Source organism: Streptomyces sp. Y2F8-2 (assembly GCF_014905555.1).
Classification (GTDB): Bacteria; Actinomycetota; Actinomycetes; order Streptomycetales; family Streptomycetaceae; genus Streptomyces; species Streptomyces cynarae.
The window spans coordinates 188973-208593 of record NZ_BNGS01000011.1; the positions used below are offsets into that span (position 1 = coordinate 188973).

The following is a 19621-nucleotide window of genomic DNA, read 5'->3' on the forward strand; positions in this document are numbered from 1 at the left end:
GGCTGAGAGACTGAAGACGTCACCGCACGCAGACCGACAAGACCGACAAGGACCGAAGAGATGACCCGCGTGATCGCCGGTCGCGCCGGCGGGCGCCGGCTTGCAGTTCCGCCCGGGCACGGAACCCGCCCCACTTCCGACCGGGCGCGCGAGGGCCTCTTCTCGACCTGGCAGGCCCTCCTCGGTGGCCCGCTGGACGGCGAACGGGTGCTCGACCTGTACGCCGGTTCCGGCGCCGTCGGCCTGGAGGCCCTGTCCCGCGGCGCCGGCCACGCCCTCCTCGTCGAGGCCGACGCCCGCGCCGCCCGCACCGTCCGGGAGAACGTCAGAGCGCTCGGCCTGCCCGGCGCCGAAGTCAGGGCGGGCAAAGCGGAACAGATCATCCGGACATCGGCGCCGGCGGACCCGTACGACATCGTCTTCCTCGATCCGCCGTACGCCGTGTCCGACGACGATCTTCGCGAGATTCTGCTCACACTCCGCTCGGGGGGCTGGCTCGCGGCCGACGCCCTCGTCACCGTGGAGCGCAGCACCAGAGGCGGGGAATTCCGGTGGCCGGACGGCTTCGACGCGATCCGGGCCCGTCGCTACGGCGAGGGCACGTTTTGGTACGGTCGCGCCGCCTCTACGTGCGAAGACGCACGATGACCGGACCGGAGAGCGAGGGATCACAAGTGCGCCGCGCCGTCTGTCCCGGGTCGTTCGACCCGATCACCAACGGACACCTCGACATCATCGCCCGCGCCTCCAAGCTGTACGACGAGGTGTACGTGGCGGTGATGATCAACAAGGCCAAGAAGGGCCTGTTCGAGATCGACGAGCGGATCGACCTGATCCGCCAGGTCACCGCCGAGTTCGGGAACGTCACGGTGGAGTCCTTCCACGGCCTCCTCGTCGACTTCTGCAAGCAGCGCGACATCCCCGCCATCGTCAAGGGCCTGCGCGCCGTCAGCGACTTCGACTACGAGCTGCAGATGGCCCAGATGAACAACGGCCTCTCGGGTGTCGAGACCCTCTTCGTCCCCACCAACCCCACCTACAGCTTCCTGTCCTCCTCGCTCGTCAAGGAAGTCGCGGCCTGGGGCGGGGACGTCTCCCACCTGGTGCCCCCGATCGTCCTTCAGGCCCTCGACCAGCGCCTGAAGAAGGACTGAGCGGTCCCGGGCGGGACCCCCGAGAGCCTGACGGGCCCTCATCCGGTGTCGGGTGGTGCGGCAGTGGCCGTACAGTCGATCCGTCCGTCTCCAACACATCCGTAGAGAGTGGCGAGCACACGGTGGACGTGCAGAAGAAGCTCGACGAGATCGTCGCGGTGGTCACCAGCGCCCGGTCCATGCCCATGTCGGCGTCGTGCGTGGTCAACCGCGCCGAACTGCTCTCGATGCTCGAGGAGGTCCGCCAGGCGCTGCCCGACTCCCTGGCCGAGGCCCAGGAGCTCATCGGCGACCGGGAGCAGATGGTGGAGCGGGCCCGCCAGGAGGCCGAGCGGATCATCGAGAGCGCGCACGCCCAGCGCGGCTCCCTGATCTCCGACACCGAGGTCGCCCGCCGCTCCCAGGCGGAGGCCGACCGGATCCTCGCCGAGGCCCGCCAGGAGGCCGAGGAGATCCGCGCCGAGGCCGACGACTACGTCGACTCCAAGCTCGCCAACTTCGAGGTCGTCCTCACCAAGACGCTCGGCTCGGTCGGCCGCGGCCGCGAGAAGCTCCTCGGCACCGGCCCCGGCCTGGACGAGAACGGTTACGAGGACGAGGACGCCCCCGAGCGCAGCCACGACCCGGAAACTCTGCGCCGCGACGCCGACGCGTACGTGGACGCCAAGCTAGGCGCCTTCGAGGCCGTCCTCGCCAAGACCCTGGATGCCGTCGGCAAGGGCCGCCAGAAGCTGCACGGCCGGATCGCCACCGACGACCTCGGCGCGCTGGCCGGCGACACCAGCACCGTCCGGCACACCAGCGACGCCGACTACCTCGCCGACCTCGCGGCCCTCGCCGACACCCCGGACCCGGCGCCTGCGATCCCGGCCCAGCAGACGGAGCCGGCGTACGCACAGGCGCAGGACCCGTACGGCTACCAGCAGCCCGACCAGTACGGTTACCAGCAGACGTACGCCCAGCAGGACGCCTACGGCTACCAGCAGGCCGACCCGTACGCCGCCTACCCGCAGGCCGGGGCCTACGACCAGCACCAGCATGCCGCGTACGACCAGGGGCAGAGCCGGCAGGGATACGGCGGGACAGGCGCCCTCGACGAGACCAGCCTCTTCGACACCAGCATGATCAGCGCCGAGCAGCTGCGGGCCTACGAACAGGAACGCGGCGGTCACTGAGCGCTTCGACGCACGCGGCCCGGAACCCCTTCGGGCGGACCGGATTGGGCCGAGAGCGGAAGGTCCAGTATCCTGGCTCTTCGGTCGCGCGTACGCACACGCTGTTTCGTAGACGTCCGCGATCACCGCTGCCCGGGAACACCGGAGGGCAGCGTCCCCCGAGCTTCGAAGACCGAAAGCAGGAATGGCCCTGAACGCCCGCCTCGACCACCGCAACCCCCTCGTGTTCGACACGCACGAGCTGGGTCGGCGGCCTGGTGCGCTGCAGCGCCTGACCCGCACGGTCGACGCCCCCAAGGACTTCGGTATCCGCGGGGTCATCGGAGTGCCGGAAGGCGCCCCGGTGGAGCTCGAACTCCGTATGGAGTCGGTCATGGAAGGGGTGCTCGTCACGGGCACCGCCCGTGCCACGGCCGAGGGGGAGTGCGTAAGGTGTCTGGAGCCGGTCGAGCTGGAGCTCGAAGCGGACTTCCAGGAACTGTTCTCGTACCCTGACGCCGACGACCGGGGCCGTGTGATCGCGGAACCGGGCGACGACGCCGAGGACGACGAGGACAGGTTCTTCCTCGAGGACGGACTCTTCGACCTCGAACCTCTGCTGCGCGATGCGGTGGTGCTCGCACTGCCGATGCAGCCGGTGTGCCAGGAAGACTGTCCGGGCCTGTGCTCCGAGTGCGGGGTGCGGCTCGCGGACGACCCGGACCACCACCACGACGCCGTCGACATCCGTTGGGCGGCACTGCAGGGATTCGCCGACTCATCCCAGAGTGGCGACAAGGACGATACGAGCGGCGCCGAAGCGGGCGTCGACGAGAAGCAGGAGAAGTAGCCGTGGCTGTTCCGAAGCGGAAGATGTCGCGCAGCAACACGCGCCACCGCCGGTCGCAGTGGAAGGCTGCGGTCCCCACCCTGGTCGCGTGCGAGCGCTGCCACGAGCCCAAGCAGCAGCACATCGCGTGCCCGTCGTGCGGCACCTACAACAAGCGCCAGGTCCTCGAGGTCTGAGCGGCTGGTGAGAGGTCTGATGTCTGACGCCAAGGCGGACCCAAACGCCAGGAATAAGGCGGACAACACAGCCTCGTCCCACACGCTTCTGGAAGGGCGGCTCGGCTACAAGGTCGAGTCCGCCCTTCTGGTGCGTGCGCTGACCCACCGCTCCTACGCGTACGAGAACGGCGGTCTGCCGACGAACGAGCGCCTGGAGTTCCTCGGGGACTCCGTGCTCGGTCTCGTCGTCACCGACACGCTGTACCGCACCCACCCCGACCTGCCCGAGGGCCAGCTGGCCAAGCTGCGGGCCGCGGTGGTCAACTCGCGTGCGCTGGCGGAGGTGGGCCGCGGGCTCGACCTCGGCTCCTTCATCCGGCTCGGCCGGGGCGAGGAGGGCACGGGCGGCCGGGACAAGGCGTCCATCCTCGCCGACACCCTCGAAGCGGTGATCGGTGCTGTCTATCTCGACCAGGGGCTGGAATCGGCGGCGGAGCTGGTGCACCGCCTGTTCGACCCGCTGATCGAGAAGTCCTCGAATCTCGGCGCCGGCCTGGACTGGAAGACCAGCCTCCAGGAGCTGACCGCGACCGAGGGGCTCGGCGTTCCCGAGTACCTGGTCACGGAGACCGGCCCGGACCACGAGAAGACCTTTACTGCTGCCGCCCGCGTCGGAGGCGTCTCGTACGGCACCGGCACCGGCCGCAGCAAGAAGGAGGCGGAGCAGCAGGCCGCGGAGTCGGCCTGGCGCTCCATCCGCGCCGCTGCGGACGAGCGTGCCAAGGCGGCGGCCGAAGCGGGGGCCCCCGACGGGACCACCGAGACCGCCGCCACGGCTCCGGCCAGCGACACGGCCACGGCCTGATTCCTTCGTCACGGCCCCTGCCCCGGCATCTGCGCCGGGGCAGGGGCCGTTTCATGGAACGACCCGGCCGGGAGGCGTGCTGACAGACACGCCCGAACACGCTTCGAACGCCCGCAGACGCTTCGGAACGCCCGCAGACGCTTCGGAACGCCCGCAGACGCTTCGGAACACCCGCAGACGCTTCGGAACGCCCGAAGACGCTGCGACGACGTCCGCGAGGTCCGCGACGTCCGCGAGGTCCGCGACGTCCGCGCGTCGCGCCAGGAGCGCTGAGGCGATACCCCGCCGGGCGAGCGGTACGGCCTGCCTCCGCTCCCGTGCGCGTCGCGCCGTCCTTCCGCGCCGGTACGCACCGGCCGTCGGCGCGCTTCCGTCCCGCCGTTCCGGACGGGGCGTCACCCGTTCCGGACCAAGAGGTACGCTGCGGACGTCGCCCCCTGTTCACCCCTCCGGAGGAGTCCGTGCCCGAGTTGCCCGAGGTCGAAGTCGTGCGGCGCGGGCTGGAGCGCTGGGTGGCCCACCGGACGGTGGCCGAGGCGGAGGTGCTGCACCCGCGGTCCGTCCGCCGTCACCTGGCCGGCGGTGACGACTTCGCGCACCGGCTGAAGGGGCAACGCATGGGCACCCCCAGCCGCCGCGGGAAATACCTCTGGATCCCCGTCGAGACCACCGGCACGGCGATCCTCGCCCACCTCGGCATGAGCGGTCAGCTCCTCGTCCAGCCGAACCAGGCGCCGGACGAGAAGCACCTCAGGATCCGGGTCCGCTTCGACGACGCCCTCGCCACCGAGCTGCGTTTCGTCGACCAGCGCACCTTCGGCGGCCTCTCACTGCACGAGACCGCCCCCGACGGGCTGCCCGACGTCATCGCGCACATCGCCCGCGACCCGCTCGACCCGCTCTTCGACGACGAGGCCTTCCACCAGGCACTGCGCCGCAAGCGCACCACCATCAAACGGGCCCTGCTCGACCAGTCGCTGATCAGCGGCGTCGGCAACATCTACGCGGACGAGGCGCTGTGGCGCTCCCGCATCCACTACGAGCGCCCCACCGCCGGCTTCACGCGCCCCCGTACCGCGGAACTCCTCGGTCACATCAGGGACGTGATGAACGCGGCCCTCGCCGTCGGCGGCACCAGCTTCGACAGCCTCTACGTGAACGTCAACGGTGAGTCGGGCTACTTCGACCGGTCGCTGGACGCGTACGGCCGCGAGGGCGAGCCCTGCCGGCGCTGCACAACGCCCCTGCGCCGCCGCCCTTGGATGAACCGCTCCAGCTACTTCTGCCCGAGCTGTCAGAGGGCGCCGCGCGTCTCGTCGTAACGCTCGCGGGCCGCCAGGACGTCGTCCATACGGCCCTCCACGCAGTGGATGAGGGCCAGCAGGCGCTCGGCGACCTCGCGGCCCAGGGGGGTCAGTTCGTAGTCCACCCGCGGCGGGTTGGTCGGCTGGGCCTCGCGGTGCACCAGGCCGTCGCGCTCCAGGGCGTGCAGGGTCTGGGACAGCATCTTCTCGCTCACGCCGTCGACCCGGCGGCGCAACTCGTTGAAGCGCATCGAGCCCTCGTACAGCGCGCCGAGCGTGAGTCCGCCCCAGCGGCCCGTGACGTGCTCCAGCGTGCCGCGCGAGGGGCATGCCTTGGCGAACACGTTGTAGGCGAGGTCCTGTTCCTCCGCGCGCTCCTGGGTGCCGTTCATGTTTCCAGCGTACGCGAGCGCAGCGCTAACCACCAGGTTGCACTAACCAAAAGTTAGTGCTTTCCTTGAGTTGCCGCCGGTGAGCTGCGCACTCCGTCGTGGCCGCCGTTTCATGACCTCTGAGGAGAGCGAACCGTGACCACCCCTGTTGTCTCCATCGCCTACCACTCCGGCTACGGCCACACCGCCGTCCTCGCGGAGGCCGTACGGGACGGCGCCGCGGACGCCGGCGCCCAGGTCCACCTGATCAAGGTCGACGAGATCACCGAAGAGCAGTGGGCGACCCTCGACGCCTCGGACGCGATCGTCTTCGGCTCGCCGACCTACATGGGCACCGCGTCCGGCGCCTTCCACGTCTTCGCCGAGGCGTCCTCGAAGCGGTGGTTCGGGCAGGACTGGAAGGACAAGCTGGCCGCCGGCTTCACCAACTCCGGGTCCAAGAGCGGCGACAAGCTGCACACCCTGCAGTTCTTCCAGATCCTGGCCGCGCAGCACGGCATGAACTGGGTCAACCTCGGTCTGCACCCCGGCTGGAACGTGAGCACCGGCTCCGAGCACGACCTCAACCGCCTCGGCGTCTTCGCCGGTGCCGCCGCCCAGACCAACAACGACGAGGGTCCGGAGGCCGTCCACAAGGCCGACATCGCCACCGCCCGGCACCTCGGCCGCCGCGTCGCGGAGGCGGCACGCGTCTTCACGCTCGGCCGCGCGGCCGCCTGAACCTCCCGCACACAGCCGTGCCCTCGACCCGGACACTCCGGGCGGGGGCACGAGCGTTCGGCTGGTACGGCTGTGGCCGTACAGGAGTGCGTCAGTAGCCGAAGTCCTGCGTCCACCAGGGGCCGCCGGAACCCAAGTGCACTCCGACACCCAGCGTCGTGAAGTCGCAGTTCAGTATGTTCGCCCGGTGGCCGGGGCTGTTCATCCAGGCGTCCATGACGTCCTGCGGGGTGGCCTGGCCGCGGGCTATGTTCTCGCCGCCCAGGTCCGTTATGCCGAGCACGGCCGCCCGCTGCCACGGGTCCTTGCCGTCGAGGTCGGTGTGGTCGAAGAAGTTCCGCGCGGCCATGTCCTCGCTGAACGCCTCCGCCAGCTTGCGCAGCGGGCCGTTCGGGGTCACCGGGGAGCAGCCCACCTTGGCCCGCTCCTGGTTGACCAGCTTGAGCACCTCGGCCTCGGCGGCGGCCTCGGAGGTCACCTTCTGGGCCGGGATCGTCCCCGGTTTCTTCGTGGGCTGCTCGGACGGCGGCGCGGTCGTCGCCGTGCTCCCTGTCGCGGTGGGGGACGGTGTCTGCGTGGGCTGGGTCGTCGGCGCCGCCGAGGACGCCGAGGGGGCGGAGGGAGTCGCGGTCGCCGCCGGTGTGGGCGAGCGGTCGGCGTCACGGCTGGTGGACGAGGACCCTCGGGAGTCCGCGGTGCCGCTCGTGCCGCCCTGCTGGGTGGCGAAGCCCGACGGGGTGGTGCCGCCGGCCTGCACATCGCCGGAGTCACCGCTCACCGAGAAGTGGTTCCCGCCGGGCAGCACCCCGGTGGCGACCGCCACGGTGCCCAGCGCCACGGCGGCGGAGACGCCCAGCAGGCCCGTGCGCACCGGCGTCGGGGCCTTCTTCCTGCGGTGCGAGCGGGTCGCGCGCCGCTCGGCCTCCAGGACCGCGGCGAAGCCGTAGAGGTTCTCCGGGCCGTAGCGCTCCGGCGGAATGTCGTAGCTCTCTGTGACCCTCTTGGCGCGGCCCCCCGTGGCGGCGCGTCCGGCGGCGGAGCGTCGGTGGCGTCCCATTGCTGGCCTTCCTGGTCTTGCGGTCGGCGCAACTCACACGATCGTGTGAGTTTCACGTGAGAGTTATGGGTGGGGACGGTACCGCATCGCGCACGGGACGGATGTGCCGGGAGGGACATTGGCCGGTTAGCGTGCACCCATGAACGACGACGCACGGCTGGTCGCGTGGGTGCGCGGACGTGTCCAAGGGGTGGGTTTCCGCTGGTTCACCCGGGCCAAGGCGCTGGAGATCGGCGACCTGAAGGGTTTTGCTCTCAATCTGGACGACGGACGGGTCCAGGTGGTCGCCGAGGGGCCGCGGAAGGGGTGCGAGCGTCTGCTGGAGTGGCTCCGGGGCGACGACACACCCGGGCGTGTGGACGGAGTCACTGAGATTTGGGACACGCCCCGCGGCGGCTACGACGGCTTCGAAATCCGCTGAGCCGGAGCCCGAAGACCCCCGCCGCGAAGGGCAGGGACGTGCCACCGGCATCTGCCCCGAGCGGAAAGGTGCTGGTGGTTGCCAAGAACCGCTTGTCGTGGCAGGCTCCGCGGGTAAGGATGATCTCCACGCCCGCAGGGGCCCGAAGGTGCCGCAGCGCCGCCCGCTCAGGGCCGCGCGCCCCTGGGTTGCCCGCCAGCGCAGGGCGTGATCGTGTTGACCGTCAAACTTTTTGGTGAGACGCTGAAAGCCCCGCGCACCTTAGCTGTTTGGCATGGAAGCACGGCGTAGAACTCACCATGCCGGGCACCGCGGGTGCGAATCCCTCACGACCCACACCGCATCGGTCGGTCACTCATTGTGGAGGACCATCCATCATGGCAAAGGCGCTTCTCGGTTACGTCGGCGGCTCCGACCCGCGACTCCTCGCCGAGATGCGACGGCTTCAGCAGCGCGTCCAGGAACTCGAAGCCGAGCTCGGACGGATCCAGGCGGAGAACGACGCGCTGTCCTCGGCTGCCGCTTCTCATGACAGGATCATGGAGAGCGTCGACGCACACCAGGCGGAGCCTGCGCTCACCTGATCACTGCATCACGCCACGGCACATGCAGTGGTCGGGCTGCCCGTACCCACCGCTGATGTTGTCAGAATTGCAAGGGACGCCTCGGCGTCCCTTCTTTCTTGCCCCCGTGCACCCCTTCGCTGTCTTTAACGGATGGTGTGCCCTGCCCGTTCAGGGGTGAAACCGCGGGTTCATGGAGTGAGACAGACCCGGACGGTAGAGTCCAGCGGCGTGCACCTCAAGGCCCTGACCCTCCGCGGCTTCAAGTCGTTCGCCTCGGCGACCACGCTCCGGTTCGAGCCGGGCATCACGTGCGTCGTCGGCCCGAACGGCTCGGGCAAGTCCAACGTCGTGGACGCGCTCAGCTGGGTCATGGGCGAGCAGGGAGCCAAGTCGCTGCGCGGCGGCAAGATGGAGGACGTCATCTTCGCCGGCACCACCGGCCGCCCGCCGCTCGGCCGCGCCGAGGTGTCGCTGACCATCGACAACTCCGACGGTGCCCTCCCGATCGAGTACTCCGAGGTCACCATCACGCGGATCATGTTCCGCAACGGCGGCAGCGAGTACCAGATCAACGGCGACACCTGCCGCCTCCTCGACATCCAGGAACTCCTGTCCGACTCCGGCATCGGCCGCGAGATGCACGTGATCGTCGGCCAGGGCCAGCTCGACTCCGTGCTGCACGCCGACCCCATGGGCCGCCGCGCCTTCATCGAGGAGGCCGCGGGCGTCCTCAAGCACCGCAAGCGCAAGGAGAAGGCGCTCAGGAAGCTGGACGCCATGCAGGCGAACCTCGCCCGCGTCCAGGACCTCACCGACGAGCTGCGCCGCCAGCTGAAACCGCTCGGCCGGCAGGCGGCGGTGGCCCGCCGGGCGGCCGTGATCCAGGCGGACCTGCGCGACGCCAGGCTGCGCCTGCTGGCCGACGACCTCGTACGGTTCCGGGAGGCCCTCAAGGCCGAGATCGCCGACGAGGCCGCGCTCAAGGAACGCAAGGACGCCGCCGAGGCCGAGCTGAAGAAGGCCCTGCAGCGTGAGGCGCTCCTGGAGGACGAGGTACGGCAGCTGACGCCGCGTCTGCAACGGGCCCAACAGACCTGGTACGAGCTGTCACAGCTCGCGGAGCGGGTGCGCGGCACGATCTCGCTGGCCGACGCCCGGGTCAAGAGCGCCACCTCCCAGCCGCCGGAGGAGCGGCGCGGACGCGACCCCGAGGACATGGAGCGTGAGGCCGCCCGCATCCGTGAGCAGGAGGCCGAACTCGAAGCGGCCCTGGAGGCCGCCGAGCGCGCGCTGGAGGACACGGTCGCGCACCGCGCCGAGCTGGAGCGCGAACTGGCGCTCGAGGAACGGCGCCTGAAGGACGTGGCGCGCGCCATCGCGGACCGGCGTGAAGGGCTCGCCCGACTGAACGGGCAGGTGGGCGCCGCCCGTTCACGCGCAGCCGCCGCCCAGGCCGAGATCGACCGGCTGGCCGCCGCGCGCGACGAGGCACAGCAGCGCGCCGTCGCCGCCCAGGAGGAGTACGAGGCCCTCAAGGCCGAGGTCGACGGGCTGGACGCGGGCGACGCGGACCTCGCCGAGCGGCACGAGACGGCCAAAGCCGCGCTCGCCGAGGCGGAGGCCGCCCTGACCGCCGCACGCGAGGCGGCCACGGCGGCCGAACGAGGGCGCGCCGCCACCCAGGCCCGGCACGAGGCCCTGGCCATGGGCCTGCGCCGCAAGGACGGCACCGGCGCCCTGCTGAACGCCAAGGACCGCCTGGCCGGCCTGCTCGGCCCGGCCGCGGAACTGCTGACCGTGACCCCGGGCCACGAGGCCGCCCTCGCCGCGGCCTTCGGCACGGCGGCGGACGCCCTCGCGGTCACGGACCCGGCCTCGGCCGCCGACGCGCTTCGCCTGCTGCGCAAGCAGGACGGGGGACGGGCGGCGCTGCTGGTGGCGGGGGCGCCTCAGGAGCCGGCGGACGTGCGCGACAGCGGCGGTGCCGACGGGCATCCCTTCGCCGCCGATCTCGTCCGCGGTCCCGCCGACCTCATGCCCGCCGTACGCCGGCTGCTGCGCGGCATCGTCGTCGTGGGCACCCTCGAGGACGCCGAGGAGCTGGTCGGGGCGCGACCCGAGCTGACCGCCGTCACCGCCGAGGGCGATCTCCTCGGGGCGCACCTCGCGCACGGGGGGTCCGCCGGGGCGCCCAGCCTGCTGGAGGTGCAGGCCTCGGTCGACGAGGCCGCAGCCGAGCTGGAGGAACTCGCCGTGCGGTGCGAGGAGTTGGCCGAGGCGCAGCGGTTCGCGGGGGAGCGGCGCAAGGAGTGTGCCGCGCTCGTCGAGGAGCTGGGGGAGCGGCGGCGGGCCGCCGAGCGGGAGAAGTCCCAGGTCGCCCAGCAGCTGGGTCGGCTCGCCGGGCAGGCGCGCGGGGCCGCCGGGGAGGCCGAGCGCAGCACCGCCGCCGCCGCGCGCGCTCAGGAGGCGCTCGAGGCGGCCCTGCAGGAGGTCGAGGAACTCGCCGAGCGGCTCGCCGTCGCCGAGGAGATGCCGGTCGAGGAGGAGCCCGACACCTCCGTACGCGACCGCCTCGCCGCCGACGGCGCCAACGCGCGGCAGACCGAGATGGAGGCCCGCCTCCAGGTCCGCACCCACGAGGAGCGCGTCAAGGGCCTGGCCGGACGCGCCGACTCCCTGGACCGGGCCGCCCGCGCCGAACGTGAGGCACGCGCACGTGCCGAGCAGCGTCGGGCCCGGCTGCGCCACGAGGCGGCCGTCGCCGAGGCCGTCGCCTCCGGCGCCCGGCAGCTCCTCGCTCATGTCGAGGTCTCCCTGAGCCGGGCGGAGGCCGAGCGCGCCGCCGCCGAGGCGGTCAAGGCACGCCGGGAGGAGGAGCTGGCGGCGGCCCGCACGCACGGCCGCGACCTCAAGGCGGAGCTGGACAAGCTCACCGACTCCGTCCACCGCGGCGAGGTGCTCGGCGCCGAGAAACGGCTGCGCATAGAGCAGCTGGAGACCAGGGCGCTGGAGGAGCTGGGCGTCGAGCCGACGGTCCTGGTCACCGAGTACGGCCCCGACCAGCTCGTACCGCCGTCCCCGCCCGCCGAGGGCGAGCAGCTGCCCGAGGACCCGGAGCATCCGCGCAACCAGCCCCGCCCGTTCGTGCGTGCCGAGCAGGAGAAGCGGCTCAAGGCCGCCGAACGCGCCTACCAGCAGCTCGGCAAGGTCAACCCGCTCGCCCTGGAGGAGTTCGCCGCGCTGGAGGAGCGCCACCAGTTCCTCAGCGAGCAGCTCGACGACCTGAAGAAGACCCGCGCCGACCTGCTTCAGGTGGTGAAGGAGGTCGACGAGCGCGTCGAGCAGGTGTTCACCGAGGCCTACCGGGACACGGCCCGCGAGTTCGAGGGCGTCTTCAGCCGGCTGTTCCCCGGCGGCGAGGGCCGGCTGATCCTGACCGACCCGGACAACATGCTCACCACCGGCGTGGACGTCGAGGCGCGGCCCCCGGGCAAGAAGGTCAAGCGGCTCTCCCTGCTCTCCGGCGGCGAGCGGTCGCTGACGGCCGTCGCCCTGCTGGTGTCGATCTTCAAGGCCCGGCCCAGCCCGTTCTACGTGATGGACGAGGTCGAGGCGGCGCTCGACGACACCAACCTGCAGCGGCTGATCCGCATCATGCAGGAGCTGCAGGAGACCTCGCAGCTCATCGTGATCACGCACCAGAAGCGGACGATGGAGGTCGCCGACGCGCTGTACGGCGTCTCGATGCAGGGCGACGGTGTGTCGAAGGTCATCTCGCAGCGGCTCCACTAGAAGGCTGCTCCCTACACCAGTTGCCACCGGCACGTTTTCACATCTTCAACACTTGAACGCAACCTCTCCTGCGCATGACGTAAAGGTCACAGACTTGCGGTATTGACTTCGAAACTTGAAGGCATAGTCTCTGCAACGTTGCTTTTACCTTCAGATATGAGCGGCGTTAACGAGTGCTCCCCGGGTACTTGCAACGCCGGCCATACCCGAGAGGGCTCACCCACCCCCGGCAGCGTTGCCGGTGGCTCGAGGAGTACACGTTGACCAGCACAGCGCAGGCATCCAGGACGGGAGCCGGTACGGCTCACCCCGATCATCTCGGGCACGTCATCTTCATCGCGGCGGCCGCCGCGATGGGCGGCTTCCTCTTCGGCTACGACAGCTCCGTGATCAACGGCGCCGTCGAGGCCATCCGGGACCGCTACGACATCGGCTCCGCAGCGCTGGCCCAGGTCATCGCCATCGCCCTGATCGGCTGTGCCGTCGGCGCCGCCACCGCAGGCCGCATAGCGGACCGCCTCGGCCGCATCCGGGTGATGCAGATCGCGGCGGTCCTCTTCGTCGTCAGCGCGGTCGGCTCCGCCCTGCCTTTCGCGCTGTGGGACTTCGCCCTCTGGCGCGTCATCGGCGGCTTCGCCATCGGCATGGCCTCCGTGATCGGCCCCGCCTACATCGCCGAGGTCGCCCCGCCCGCCTACCGCGGCCGGCTCGGCTCCTTCCAGCAGGCCGCGATCGTCGTCGGCATCGCCATCTCGCAGCTGGTCAACTGGGGCCTGCTCAACGCCGCCGGCGGCGACCAGCGCGGCAAGCTGATGGGCCTGGAGGCCTGGCAGGTCATGCTCGGCGTCATGGTCGTCCCGGCCGTCCTCTACGGCCTGCTCTCCTTCGCCATCCCCGAGTCCCCCCGCTTCCTGATCTCCGTCGGCAGGCGTGAGCGCGCCCGGGAGATCCTCGCCGAGGTCGAGGGCCAGAGCACCGACCTGGACGCCCGCGTCGCCGAGATCGAGCACGCCATGAAGAGCGAGCACAAGTCCAGCTTCAAGGACCTGCTCGGCGGCGGCTTCTTCTTCAAGCCGATCGTCTGGATCGGCATCGGCCTGTCGGTCTTCCAGCAGTTCGTCGGCATCAACGTCGCGTTCTACTACTCCTCGACGCTGTGGCAGTCGGTCGGCGTCGATCCGACGGACTCGTTCTTCTACTCCTTCACCACCTCGATCATCAACATCGTCGGCACCGTGATCGCGATGATCTTCGTGGACCGCATCGGCCGCAAGCCGCTCGCGCTCATCGGCTCCATCGGCATGGCCGTCGGCCTCGCACTGGAGGCCTGGGCGTTCTCCTTCCACCTGGTCGACGGCAAGCTGCCGAGCACCCAGGGCTGGGTCGCCCTGATCGCCGCCCACGTGTTCGTCCTCTTCTTCGCCCTGTCCTGGGGCGTGGTCGTCTGGGTCATGCTCGGCGAGATGTTCCCGAACCGGATCCGCGCCGCCGCGCTGGGTGTGGCCGCCGCCGCACAGTGGATCGCCAACTGGGCCATCACCGCGAGCTTCCCGTCGCTCGCCGACTGGAACCTGTCCGGCACCTACGTGATCTACACGGTCTTCGCCGCGCTCTCCATCCCGTTCGTCCTGAAGTTCGTGAAGGAGACGAAGGGCAAGGCGCTGGAGGAGATGGGCTGAGCCTGACAAGAGGCTCCTCGAACTCGAGGAGAAGGGCCAAGTCCCCGCTGCCCCTCTCCTCGGACCCTCCCGCCGCCCGGCTCGGCCACTGCCCGAGCCGGGCGGCGGTGTTCTGCCGGTCCCCTGTGCACGAGGCTCAGCTCTCCAGCCCGGGGAGCACCCTCTCGCAGAACAGATGCAGGCTGCGCCAGCCCTCGTCCACCGGCATCCCGCCGGCCAGCGGATGCAGGACGTGGCTGTCCAGGTCCAGGCCCAGGCACTCCTCGGGCGTCACGATCCGGTACACGCCCTCCGCCCGCAGCTCCTCCACCGTCGTGGCCGCCGACCTGACCGCCGAGCGGACGCCACGGCCGCCGGACTGCCAGGACGCGTACGTCCGCGCCTCGTGCAGGAAGTGCTGCCCGTACTCGGCCCATGCCCGGTCCGGATCCTCCGCGAGGTGCAGCAGCGGCGTCCTCTCCGCGGGCATCATCGTCCAGCCCTCCCTGCCGTACTCCGCCAGCCGCTCCTTGTAGTAGGCCTCCAGCTCCGGCAGGTGCGCGCTCGGGAAGAACGGCAGGCCCAGCCGGGCGGCGCGGCGGGCCGCCGCCTTCGAGGAGCCGCCGACCAGCAACAGGGGGTGCGGCTGCGTGTACGGGCGCGGGGTGACCCGCACGGTACGGCCCCGGTAGGCGAACTCCTCACCGGTCCACGCCCTCAGCACCGTCTCCAGCAGCTCGTCCTGGAGGCTTCCGCGGCGCTCGAAGTCGACACCGAAGGAGGCGTACTCCTCGGGCCGGTACCCGATCCCGGCGACGGTCACCAGCCGGCCGCCGCTGATCAGGTCGAGCACGGCGATGTCCTCGGCCAGCCGCAGCGGGTCGTGCAGCGGCCCGATCACCGCCGAGACGGTGACCGTGAGCCGTCGGGTCGCCCCGAGCACGGCACCGGCGAAGACGAAGGGCGACGGCAGCCAGTTGTTCGCCGCCCCGTGGTGCTCCTCCGTCTGCACGGTGGTGACCCCCCGGTCGTCGGCGTACGCGGCCATCTCCACCGCGGCCCGGTAGCGGGCGCGGAGTGAGGCGGGGGTCGCACCGGGCTCGACGAGGTTGAACCGTACGACCGATACGGCCATGACAAGGCCCCCTTCACCTTCGCCGGGCGGGTGTGCGGGGAGGAGAGTAACTGACGGGTCGTCAGACAACCAGGGTGTGCAGCCCCGGAGCCGCCGCCGAACGGGGCGGTGCCCGGTCGCGCATACTGGACGCGTTATGGAAACCGTCATCCTTGCTGTAGTCATCGCCGTGGTCGTGCTCGGCGCGCTCGGCGGGCTCATCGTCGGCAGCCGGCGCCGGAAGCCGCTGCCCCCGCCGCCCCCGACGACGCCCGACCTCACCGCCCCTCCGGCCGAGCCGCACGTCGGCGACGAGGCCGAGACGCCGCGCGACGAGGAACGCCGGACGATAGAGGAGGTGGATCTTCCGGGCGGTGGGGCTCCCGTCGCCGTCGAGGAGCCGCCCGTCGTCGAGGCGCCCCCGATCGAGATCCCCGAGCCCACCGCCGGCCGTCTGGTCCGCCTGCGCGCCCGTCTGTCCCGTTCGCAGAACGCGCTCGGCAAGGGGCTCCTCACCCTCCTGTCCCGGGAACACCTCGACGACGAGACCTGGGAGGAGATCGAGGACACGCTGCTCACCGCCGACGTCGGCGTGCAGCCCACCCAGGAGCTGGTCGAGCGGCTGCGCGAGCGTGTGAAGGTGCTCGGCACCCGCACGCCCCAGGAGCTGCGCAGTCTGCTGCGCGAGGAGCTGCTCACGCTGGTCGGCACCGACATGGACCGCACGGTCCGCACCGAGCCGGAGTCCAGCAAGCCCGGCATCGTGATGGTCGTGGGCGTCAACGGCACCGGCAAGACCACCACCACCGGCAAGCTGGCCCGGGTCCTGGTGGCCGACGGCCGCACCGTCGTCCTCGGCGCCGCCGACACCTTCCGTGCCGCCGCCGCCGACCAGCTGCAGACCTGGGGCGAGCGGGTCGGCGCCTACACCGTGCGCGGGCCGGAGGGCGGCGACCCGGCCTCCGTGGCCTTCGACGCGGTGAAGGAGGGCAAGGAGATGGGCTACGACGTCGTGCTCATCGACACCGCCGGCCGCCTGCACACCAAGACCGGCCTCATGGACGAGCTCGGCAAGGTCAAGCGCGTCGTGGAGAAGCACGCCCCGCTCGACGAGGTGCTGCTCGTCCTGGACGCCACGACCGGGCAGAACGGTCTCGTCCAGGCCCGTGTCTTCGCCGAGGTCGTGGACATCACCGGCATCGTGCTGACCAAGCTCGACGGCACGGCCAAGGGCGGCATCGTGGTGGCGGTCCAGCGGGAGCTGGGCGTACCGGTGAAGCTGGTCGGCCTCGGCGAGGGTGCCGACGACCTGGCGCCGTTCGAGCCGGAAGCGTTCGTGGATGCGCTTATCGGGGACTGAGCACGCCGACGCACGCGGTGCGTGCGTGACCGTAGGAAGGAAGGGCCCCGTTCCATGGTGCAGCTGGAACGGGGCCCTTCCGCATCGGGGGAGCCGGCCTTCTCGAACCGGCCGGCCTACACGGGTGAGCGATGCGCCACATACGCCAGCGTGCCGATCAGCAGGCGCGCCGCCGGGGGGCTCGTCGCGGAGTCCAGGGCGGGGGAGCGGAGCCAGCGGACCGGGCCGAGGCCGCCGCGGTCGGAGGGCGGGGCCGTGATGTACGCGCCGGGGCCCAGGGCGTGCAGGTCGAGGGCGGTGTCGTCCCACGCCATCCGGTACAGCAGGTCCGGCAGCTCCGCGGCTGACCCGGGGGCGACGAAGAAGTGCGCGCGACCCTCCGGCGTCGCCGCCACCGGGCCGAGCGGCAGGCCCATGCGCTCCAGCCTGACCAGGGCGCGCCGCCCGGCCGACTCGGCGACCTCGATCACGTCGAACGCCCGGCCCACCGGCAGCATCACCGCGGCGCCCGGCACCTCGGCCCAGGTCTCGGTCACCTCTCCGAGCGTCGCGCCGGCGCCCACGACGGGCGCGAAGTCCAGCGGGTGCGCGCCGGGCGCGCCGCAGTCCGCTTTGCCGCAGGAGCACTGCCCGGCGACCGCCCGTGCGCCGGGCACCACGTCCCAGCCCCACAGTCCCGTGTACTCGGCCACGGCCGTGCACTCCGACGAGCGGCCCCGGCGCCGAGCACCGGAGCGGATGTCGCGGATGCCCCGCGTGCCGCCGATCGTGAAGCCCATGCCCCCTCCAACGGGTCCAGCGCGCCGGTGGTTACGCCATGAAAGCGGAATGTGACTCTGAGTTCCGGCCCGTCGGTCGTCTCTGCGGGGCTCCGGGCAGCGCCCGGTTGCATCCCGGGGTGGTGCGCGGTCCGTGCGCGCCGGTGAGTGCACGCCTCCACCCGATTCCGGCTGTCATGTGTCAAGTGAATCGTGCGGAGCCTGCCCTTGGTTCATTCGAAGGGGTGGCGAATGGTGGCGTTTCTGTGTACGCCATGGCTGGACGGGTGATCGTAGGACTACTTTGAGTGCACGGTTCCTGGGGACTCATGCACTCGTGGGTATGCCGGAGGCAAGTCGGTTCCCGTCCGAGGGGTGAGAACCGCCGGACGCGGGACCGTGGGCACCGGCATTCTGGTAGTGCTTGGCGCGCACAGCGACAAGTGGTCTGAGGGATGGGGGCGTTCCAGTGGGCGGCAGTGACGGAAGCGCAACGAACGCTGACAAGCGCCCCAATGAGCTGCTCGCCTCGTGGTTCGTGCGCAGCGGCTGGTCCAAGGGCGAGCTGGCGCGTCAAGTGAACCGCCGGGCGCGCCAGTTGGGCGCGAACCACATCTCCACGGACACCTCCCGGGTGCGCCGCTGGCTCGACGGGGAGAACCCGCGCGAGCCGATCCCGCGGATCCTGTCGGAGCTGTTCTCCGAGCGCTTCGGCTGTGTCGTCGCCGTCGAGGACCTCGGACTGCGCCCCGCCCACCAGTCACCCTCCGTGTCCGGGATCGACCTGCCCTGGACGGGCCCGCAGACCGTGGCCATGATCAGCGAGTTCTCGCGCAGCGACCTGATGCTGGCGCGGCGCGGCTTCCTCGGAACCTCGCTGGCCCTGTCCGCGGGCCCGTCCCTCATCGAGCCCGTGCAGCGCTGGCTGGTGCCGAGCCCCGCCTCCCCGCGCGAGGGCACCGCGCCCCCGCAGCCGTCCGGGCGCGCCCGCGGCCGGCTCTCCCAGCCCGAGCTGGACCTCCTCGAGACCACCACGGTGATGTTCCGCAAGTGGGACGCCCAGTGCGGCGGCGGACTGCGCCGCAAGGCGGTCGTCGGCCAGCTGCACGAGGTGACCGACCTGCTGCAGGAGCCGCAGCCCGAGGCCACCGCCAAGCGCCTGTTCAAGGTCGCCGCCGAGCTGGCCGAACTGGCCGGCTGGATGAGCTACGACGTCGGGCTGCAGCCCACCGCCCAGAAGTACTTCGTGCTCGCCCTGCACGCCGCCAAGGAGGCGGGCGACAAGCCGCTCGGCTCGTACATCCTCTCCAGCATGAGCCGCCAGATGATCCACCTGGGCCGGCCCGAGGACGCCCTGGAACTCATCCACCTCGCCCAGTACGGCAGCCGTGACTGCGCGAGCCCGCGCACCCAGGCGATGCTGTATGCGATGGAGGCCCGCGCCTACGCCAACATGGGACAGCCCGGCAGGTGCAAGCGTGCCGTCCGGATGGCCGAGGACACCTTCGCCGACGCCGAGGACTGGGACGAGCCGGACCCCGACTGGATCCGCTTCTTCTCCGAGGCCGAGCTGTACGCGGAGAACTCCCACTCCTTCCGTGACCTCGCCTATGTGGCGGGCCGCAGCCCCACCTACGCCTCCCTCGCCGAGCCCCTGATGCGGAATGCCGTCGACCGGTTCGCCGAGGACAGCGAGCATCAGCGGTCGTACGCGCTCAACCTGATCGGCATGGCCACCGTGCATCTTCTCCAGCGCGAACCCGAGCAGAGCGCGGTGCTCACCAAGCGGGCCCTGGAGGTCGCCAAAAAAGTGCGCTCGGAACGTGTCAACACTCGTATTCGAAAAACCGTCGACACGGCTGTACGCGATTTCGGTGATCTCACGGAGATCGTCGAACTCACCGACCACCTCGCCACCCATCTGCCCGAGACCGCCGAAGCGGTCTGAATCCTCCCCGAGCCCCAGGCTCCCAGGGCCAGAAGGCCCCTGGGACTCCGGCCGCGGCCGCCATCCCGAACCGCCCGACTCGGCTCCCCCCATGCCAGGTCATCGGATGGCCGCCGCGGCCGGACACCTTTTTGCGCCTAAGCCGGCGCCGCTCTCGCGGACGTGGTTGCTCGCCGTGGGGGTTGCTCAATTGATGGTTGCTGTGTGATTCGGCCGATGGCCGTGCTGCCCACCATCTGAAGGTTGCGCCACGATAACGATCAGCGTGACCGGCATCCGGCAGTTCATCAACGCGTAACACGCCGGGCGCCTTCGTCACTGCGGTGAAACATCGAGGGGCTTCGACCGAA

18 protein-coding genes are annotated in these 19621 nt (G+C 70.9%); 14 read left to right on the forward strand and 4 right to left on the reverse strand.

Annotation, left to right across the window (positions count from 1 at the left end; translation table 11 throughout):
* Positions 1 to 60: 60 nt before the first annotated feature.
* The 7 genes from rsmD (at position 61) to mutM (ending at position 5503) form a co-directional block, all read left to right on the forward strand.
* Positions 61 to 648, forward strand: coding sequence for a 16S rRNA (guanine(966)-N(2))-methyltransferase RsmD (rsmD, locus tag SY2F82_RS31660; protein WP_200422595.1), 588 nt, complete (start codon positions 61 to 63; stop codon positions 646 to 648).
* A gap of 26 nt (positions 649 to 674) precedes the next feature.
* Positions 675 to 1154: a pantetheine-phosphate adenylyltransferase gene (gene coaD / locus SY2F82_RS31665; protein ID WP_200422737.1), complete on the forward strand. Its 480-nt coding sequence runs from the start codon at positions 675 to 677 to the stop codon at positions 1152 to 1154.
* A gap of 122 nt (positions 1155 to 1276) precedes the next feature.
* Positions 1277 to 2329, forward strand: coding sequence for an ATP synthase F0 subunit B (locus tag SY2F82_RS31670; protein ID WP_200422596.1), 1053 nt, complete (start codon positions 1277 to 1279; stop codon positions 2327 to 2329).
* A 184-nt stretch (positions 2330 to 2513) separates the two neighbouring features.
* Positions 2514 to 3158 (forward strand): DUF177 domain-containing protein, encoded by a 645-nt coding sequence (locus tag SY2F82_RS31675; protein ID WP_200422597.1) that lies wholly within the window; start codon positions 2514 to 2516, stop codon positions 3156 to 3158.
* Between the two features lie 2 nt (positions 3159 to 3160).
* Positions 3161 to 3334 carry a 50S ribosomal protein L32 gene (gene rpmF / locus SY2F82_RS31680; RefSeq protein WP_003951102.1) on the forward strand — a complete coding sequence of 58 codons (174 nt, stop codon included), beginning with the start codon at positions 3161 to 3163 and terminating at the stop codon, positions 3332 to 3334.
* 19 nt (positions 3335 to 3353) lie between these two features.
* Positions 3354 to 4181, forward strand: a complete 828-nt coding sequence (rnc, locus tag SY2F82_RS31685) for a ribonuclease III (RefSeq protein ID WP_200422598.1) — start codon at positions 3354 to 3356, stop codon at positions 4179 to 4181.
* A gap of 461 nt (positions 4182 to 4642) precedes the next feature.
* Positions 4643 to 5503 carry a bifunctional DNA-formamidopyrimidine glycosylase/DNA-(apurinic or apyrimidinic site) lyase gene (gene mutM / locus SY2F82_RS31690; RefSeq protein ID WP_200422599.1) on the forward strand — a complete coding sequence of 287 codons (861 nt, stop codon included), beginning with the start codon at positions 4643 to 4645 and terminating at the stop codon, positions 5501 to 5503.
* On the opposite strand, the gene SY2F82_RS31695 is transcribed toward mutM, so the two are convergent.
* On the reverse strand, positions 5476 to 5877 hold the full coding sequence (locus SY2F82_RS31695; protein ID WP_200422600.1) for a helix-turn-helix domain-containing protein: 402 nt from the start codon (positions 5875 to 5877) through the stop codon (positions 5476 to 5478). The genes mutM and SY2F82_RS31695 overlap by 28 nt on opposite strands.
* 135 nt (positions 5878 to 6012) lie before the next feature.
* On the opposite strand from SY2F82_RS31695, the gene SY2F82_RS31700 reads away from it, so the two are divergent.
* Positions 6013 to 6597 (forward strand): flavodoxin family protein, encoded by a 585-nt coding sequence (locus tag SY2F82_RS31700; RefSeq protein ID WP_200422601.1) that lies wholly within the window; start codon positions 6013 to 6015, stop codon positions 6595 to 6597.
* A 91-nt stretch (positions 6598 to 6688) separates the two neighbouring features.
* On the opposite strand, the gene SY2F82_RS31705 is transcribed toward SY2F82_RS31700, so the two are convergent.
* Positions 6689 to 7654 carry a CAP domain-containing protein gene (locus SY2F82_RS31705; RefSeq protein WP_200422602.1) on the reverse strand — a complete coding sequence of 322 codons (966 nt, stop codon included), beginning with the start codon at positions 7652 to 7654 and terminating at the stop codon, positions 6689 to 6691.
* A 139-nt stretch (positions 7655 to 7793) separates the two neighbouring features.
* Between SY2F82_RS31705 and SY2F82_RS31710 the strand changes: the two genes are divergently transcribed.
* From SY2F82_RS31710 to SY2F82_RS31725, 4 genes are all read left to right on the forward strand, one after another.
* Complete coding sequence (locus SY2F82_RS31710) at positions 7794 to 8075, forward strand: acylphosphatase (RefSeq protein ID WP_200422603.1); 282 nt, start codon at positions 7794 to 7796, stop codon at positions 8073 to 8075.
* A 377-nt stretch (positions 8076 to 8452) separates the two neighbouring features.
* Positions 8453 to 8659, forward strand: a complete 207-nt coding sequence (locus tag SY2F82_RS31715; RefSeq protein WP_200422604.1) for a hypothetical protein — start codon at positions 8453 to 8455, stop codon at positions 8657 to 8659.
* Between the two features lie 210 nt (positions 8660 to 8869).
* Positions 8870 to 12433 (forward strand): chromosome segregation protein SMC, encoded by a 3564-nt coding sequence (smc, locus tag SY2F82_RS31720; RefSeq protein WP_200422605.1) that lies wholly within the window; start codon positions 8870 to 8872, stop codon positions 12431 to 12433.
* Positions 12434 to 12693: 260 nt separating this feature from the next.
* Positions 12694 to 14112 carry a sugar porter family MFS transporter gene (locus SY2F82_RS31725; protein ID WP_200422606.1) on the forward strand — a complete coding sequence of 473 codons (1419 nt, stop codon included), beginning with the start codon at positions 12694 to 12696 and terminating at the stop codon, positions 14110 to 14112.
* 136 nt (positions 14113 to 14248) lie between these two features.
* On the opposite strand, the gene SY2F82_RS31730 is transcribed toward SY2F82_RS31725, so the two are convergent.
* Entirely contained in the window at positions 14249 to 15226 is a 978-nt protein-coding gene (locus SY2F82_RS31730; protein WP_200422607.1) for an LLM class flavin-dependent oxidoreductase, read from the reverse strand.
* A 136-nt stretch (positions 15227 to 15362) separates the two neighbouring features.
* Between SY2F82_RS31730 and ftsY the strand changes: the two genes are divergently transcribed.
* Positions 15363 to 16565 carry a signal recognition particle-docking protein FtsY gene (gene ftsY, locus SY2F82_RS31735; protein ID WP_200422608.1) on the forward strand — a complete coding sequence of 401 codons (1203 nt, stop codon included), beginning with the start codon at positions 15363 to 15365 and terminating at the stop codon, positions 16563 to 16565.
* Positions 16566 to 16681: 116 nt separating this feature from the next.
* On the opposite strand, the gene SY2F82_RS31740 is transcribed toward ftsY, so the two are convergent.
* Positions 16682 to 17344 (reverse strand): bifunctional DNA primase/polymerase, encoded by a 663-nt coding sequence (locus SY2F82_RS31740; protein ID WP_200422609.1) that lies wholly within the window; start codon positions 17342 to 17344, stop codon positions 16682 to 16684.
* 448 nt (positions 17345 to 17792) lie between these two features.
* On the opposite strand from SY2F82_RS31740, the gene SY2F82_RS31745 reads away from it, so the two are divergent.
* The gene (locus tag SY2F82_RS31745) at positions 17793 to 19271 is read left to right on the forward strand and encodes a hypothetical protein (protein WP_200422610.1); all 1479 of its coding nucleotides are present in this window, start codon (positions 17793 to 17795) and stop codon (positions 19269 to 19271) included.
* The last annotated feature ends 350 nt before the right edge of the window (positions 19272 to 19621 follow it).

What these genes read in the sequence shown, in the direction of transcription:
- rsmD (WP_200422595.1), top strand. Translation starts at nt 61, where the DNA reads ATGACCCGCGTGATCGCCGGTCGCGCCGGCGGGCGCCGGCTTGCAGTT.
- SY2F82_RS31675 (WP_200422597.1), top strand. Translation starts at nt 2,514, where the DNA reads ATGGCCCTGAACGCCCGCCTCGACCACCGCAACCCCCTCGTGTTCGAC.
- rnc (WP_200422598.1), top strand. Translation starts at nt 3,354, where the DNA reads ATGTCTGACGCCAAGGCGGACCCAAACGCCAGGAATAAGGCGGACAAC.
- SY2F82_RS31695 (WP_200422600.1), bottom strand. Translation starts at nt 5,877, where the DNA reads ATGAACGGCACCCAGGAGCGCGCGGAGGAACAGGACCTCGCCTACAAC.
- SY2F82_RS31705 (WP_200422602.1), bottom strand. Translation starts at nt 7,654, where the DNA reads ATGGGACGCCACCGACGCTCCGCCGCCGGACGCGCCGCCACGGGGGGC.
- SY2F82_RS31710 (WP_200422603.1), top strand. Translation starts at nt 7,794, where the DNA reads ATGAACGACGACGCACGGCTGGTCGCGTGGGTGCGCGGACGTGTCCAA.
- SY2F82_RS31715 (WP_200422604.1), top strand. Translation starts at nt 8,453, where the DNA reads ATGGCAAAGGCGCTTCTCGGTTACGTCGGCGGCTCCGACCCGCGACTC.
- SY2F82_RS31730 (WP_200422607.1), bottom strand. Translation starts at nt 15,226, where the DNA reads ATGGCCGTATCGGTCGTACGGTTCAACCTCGTCGAGCCCGGTGCGACC.
- ftsY (WP_200422608.1), top strand. Translation starts at nt 15,363, where the DNA reads ATGGAAACCGTCATCCTTGCTGTAGTCATCGCCGTGGTCGTGCTCGGC.
- SY2F82_RS31740 (WP_200422609.1), bottom strand. Translation starts at nt 17,344, where the DNA reads ATGGGCTTCACGATCGGCGGCACGCGGGGCATCCGCGACATCCGCTCC.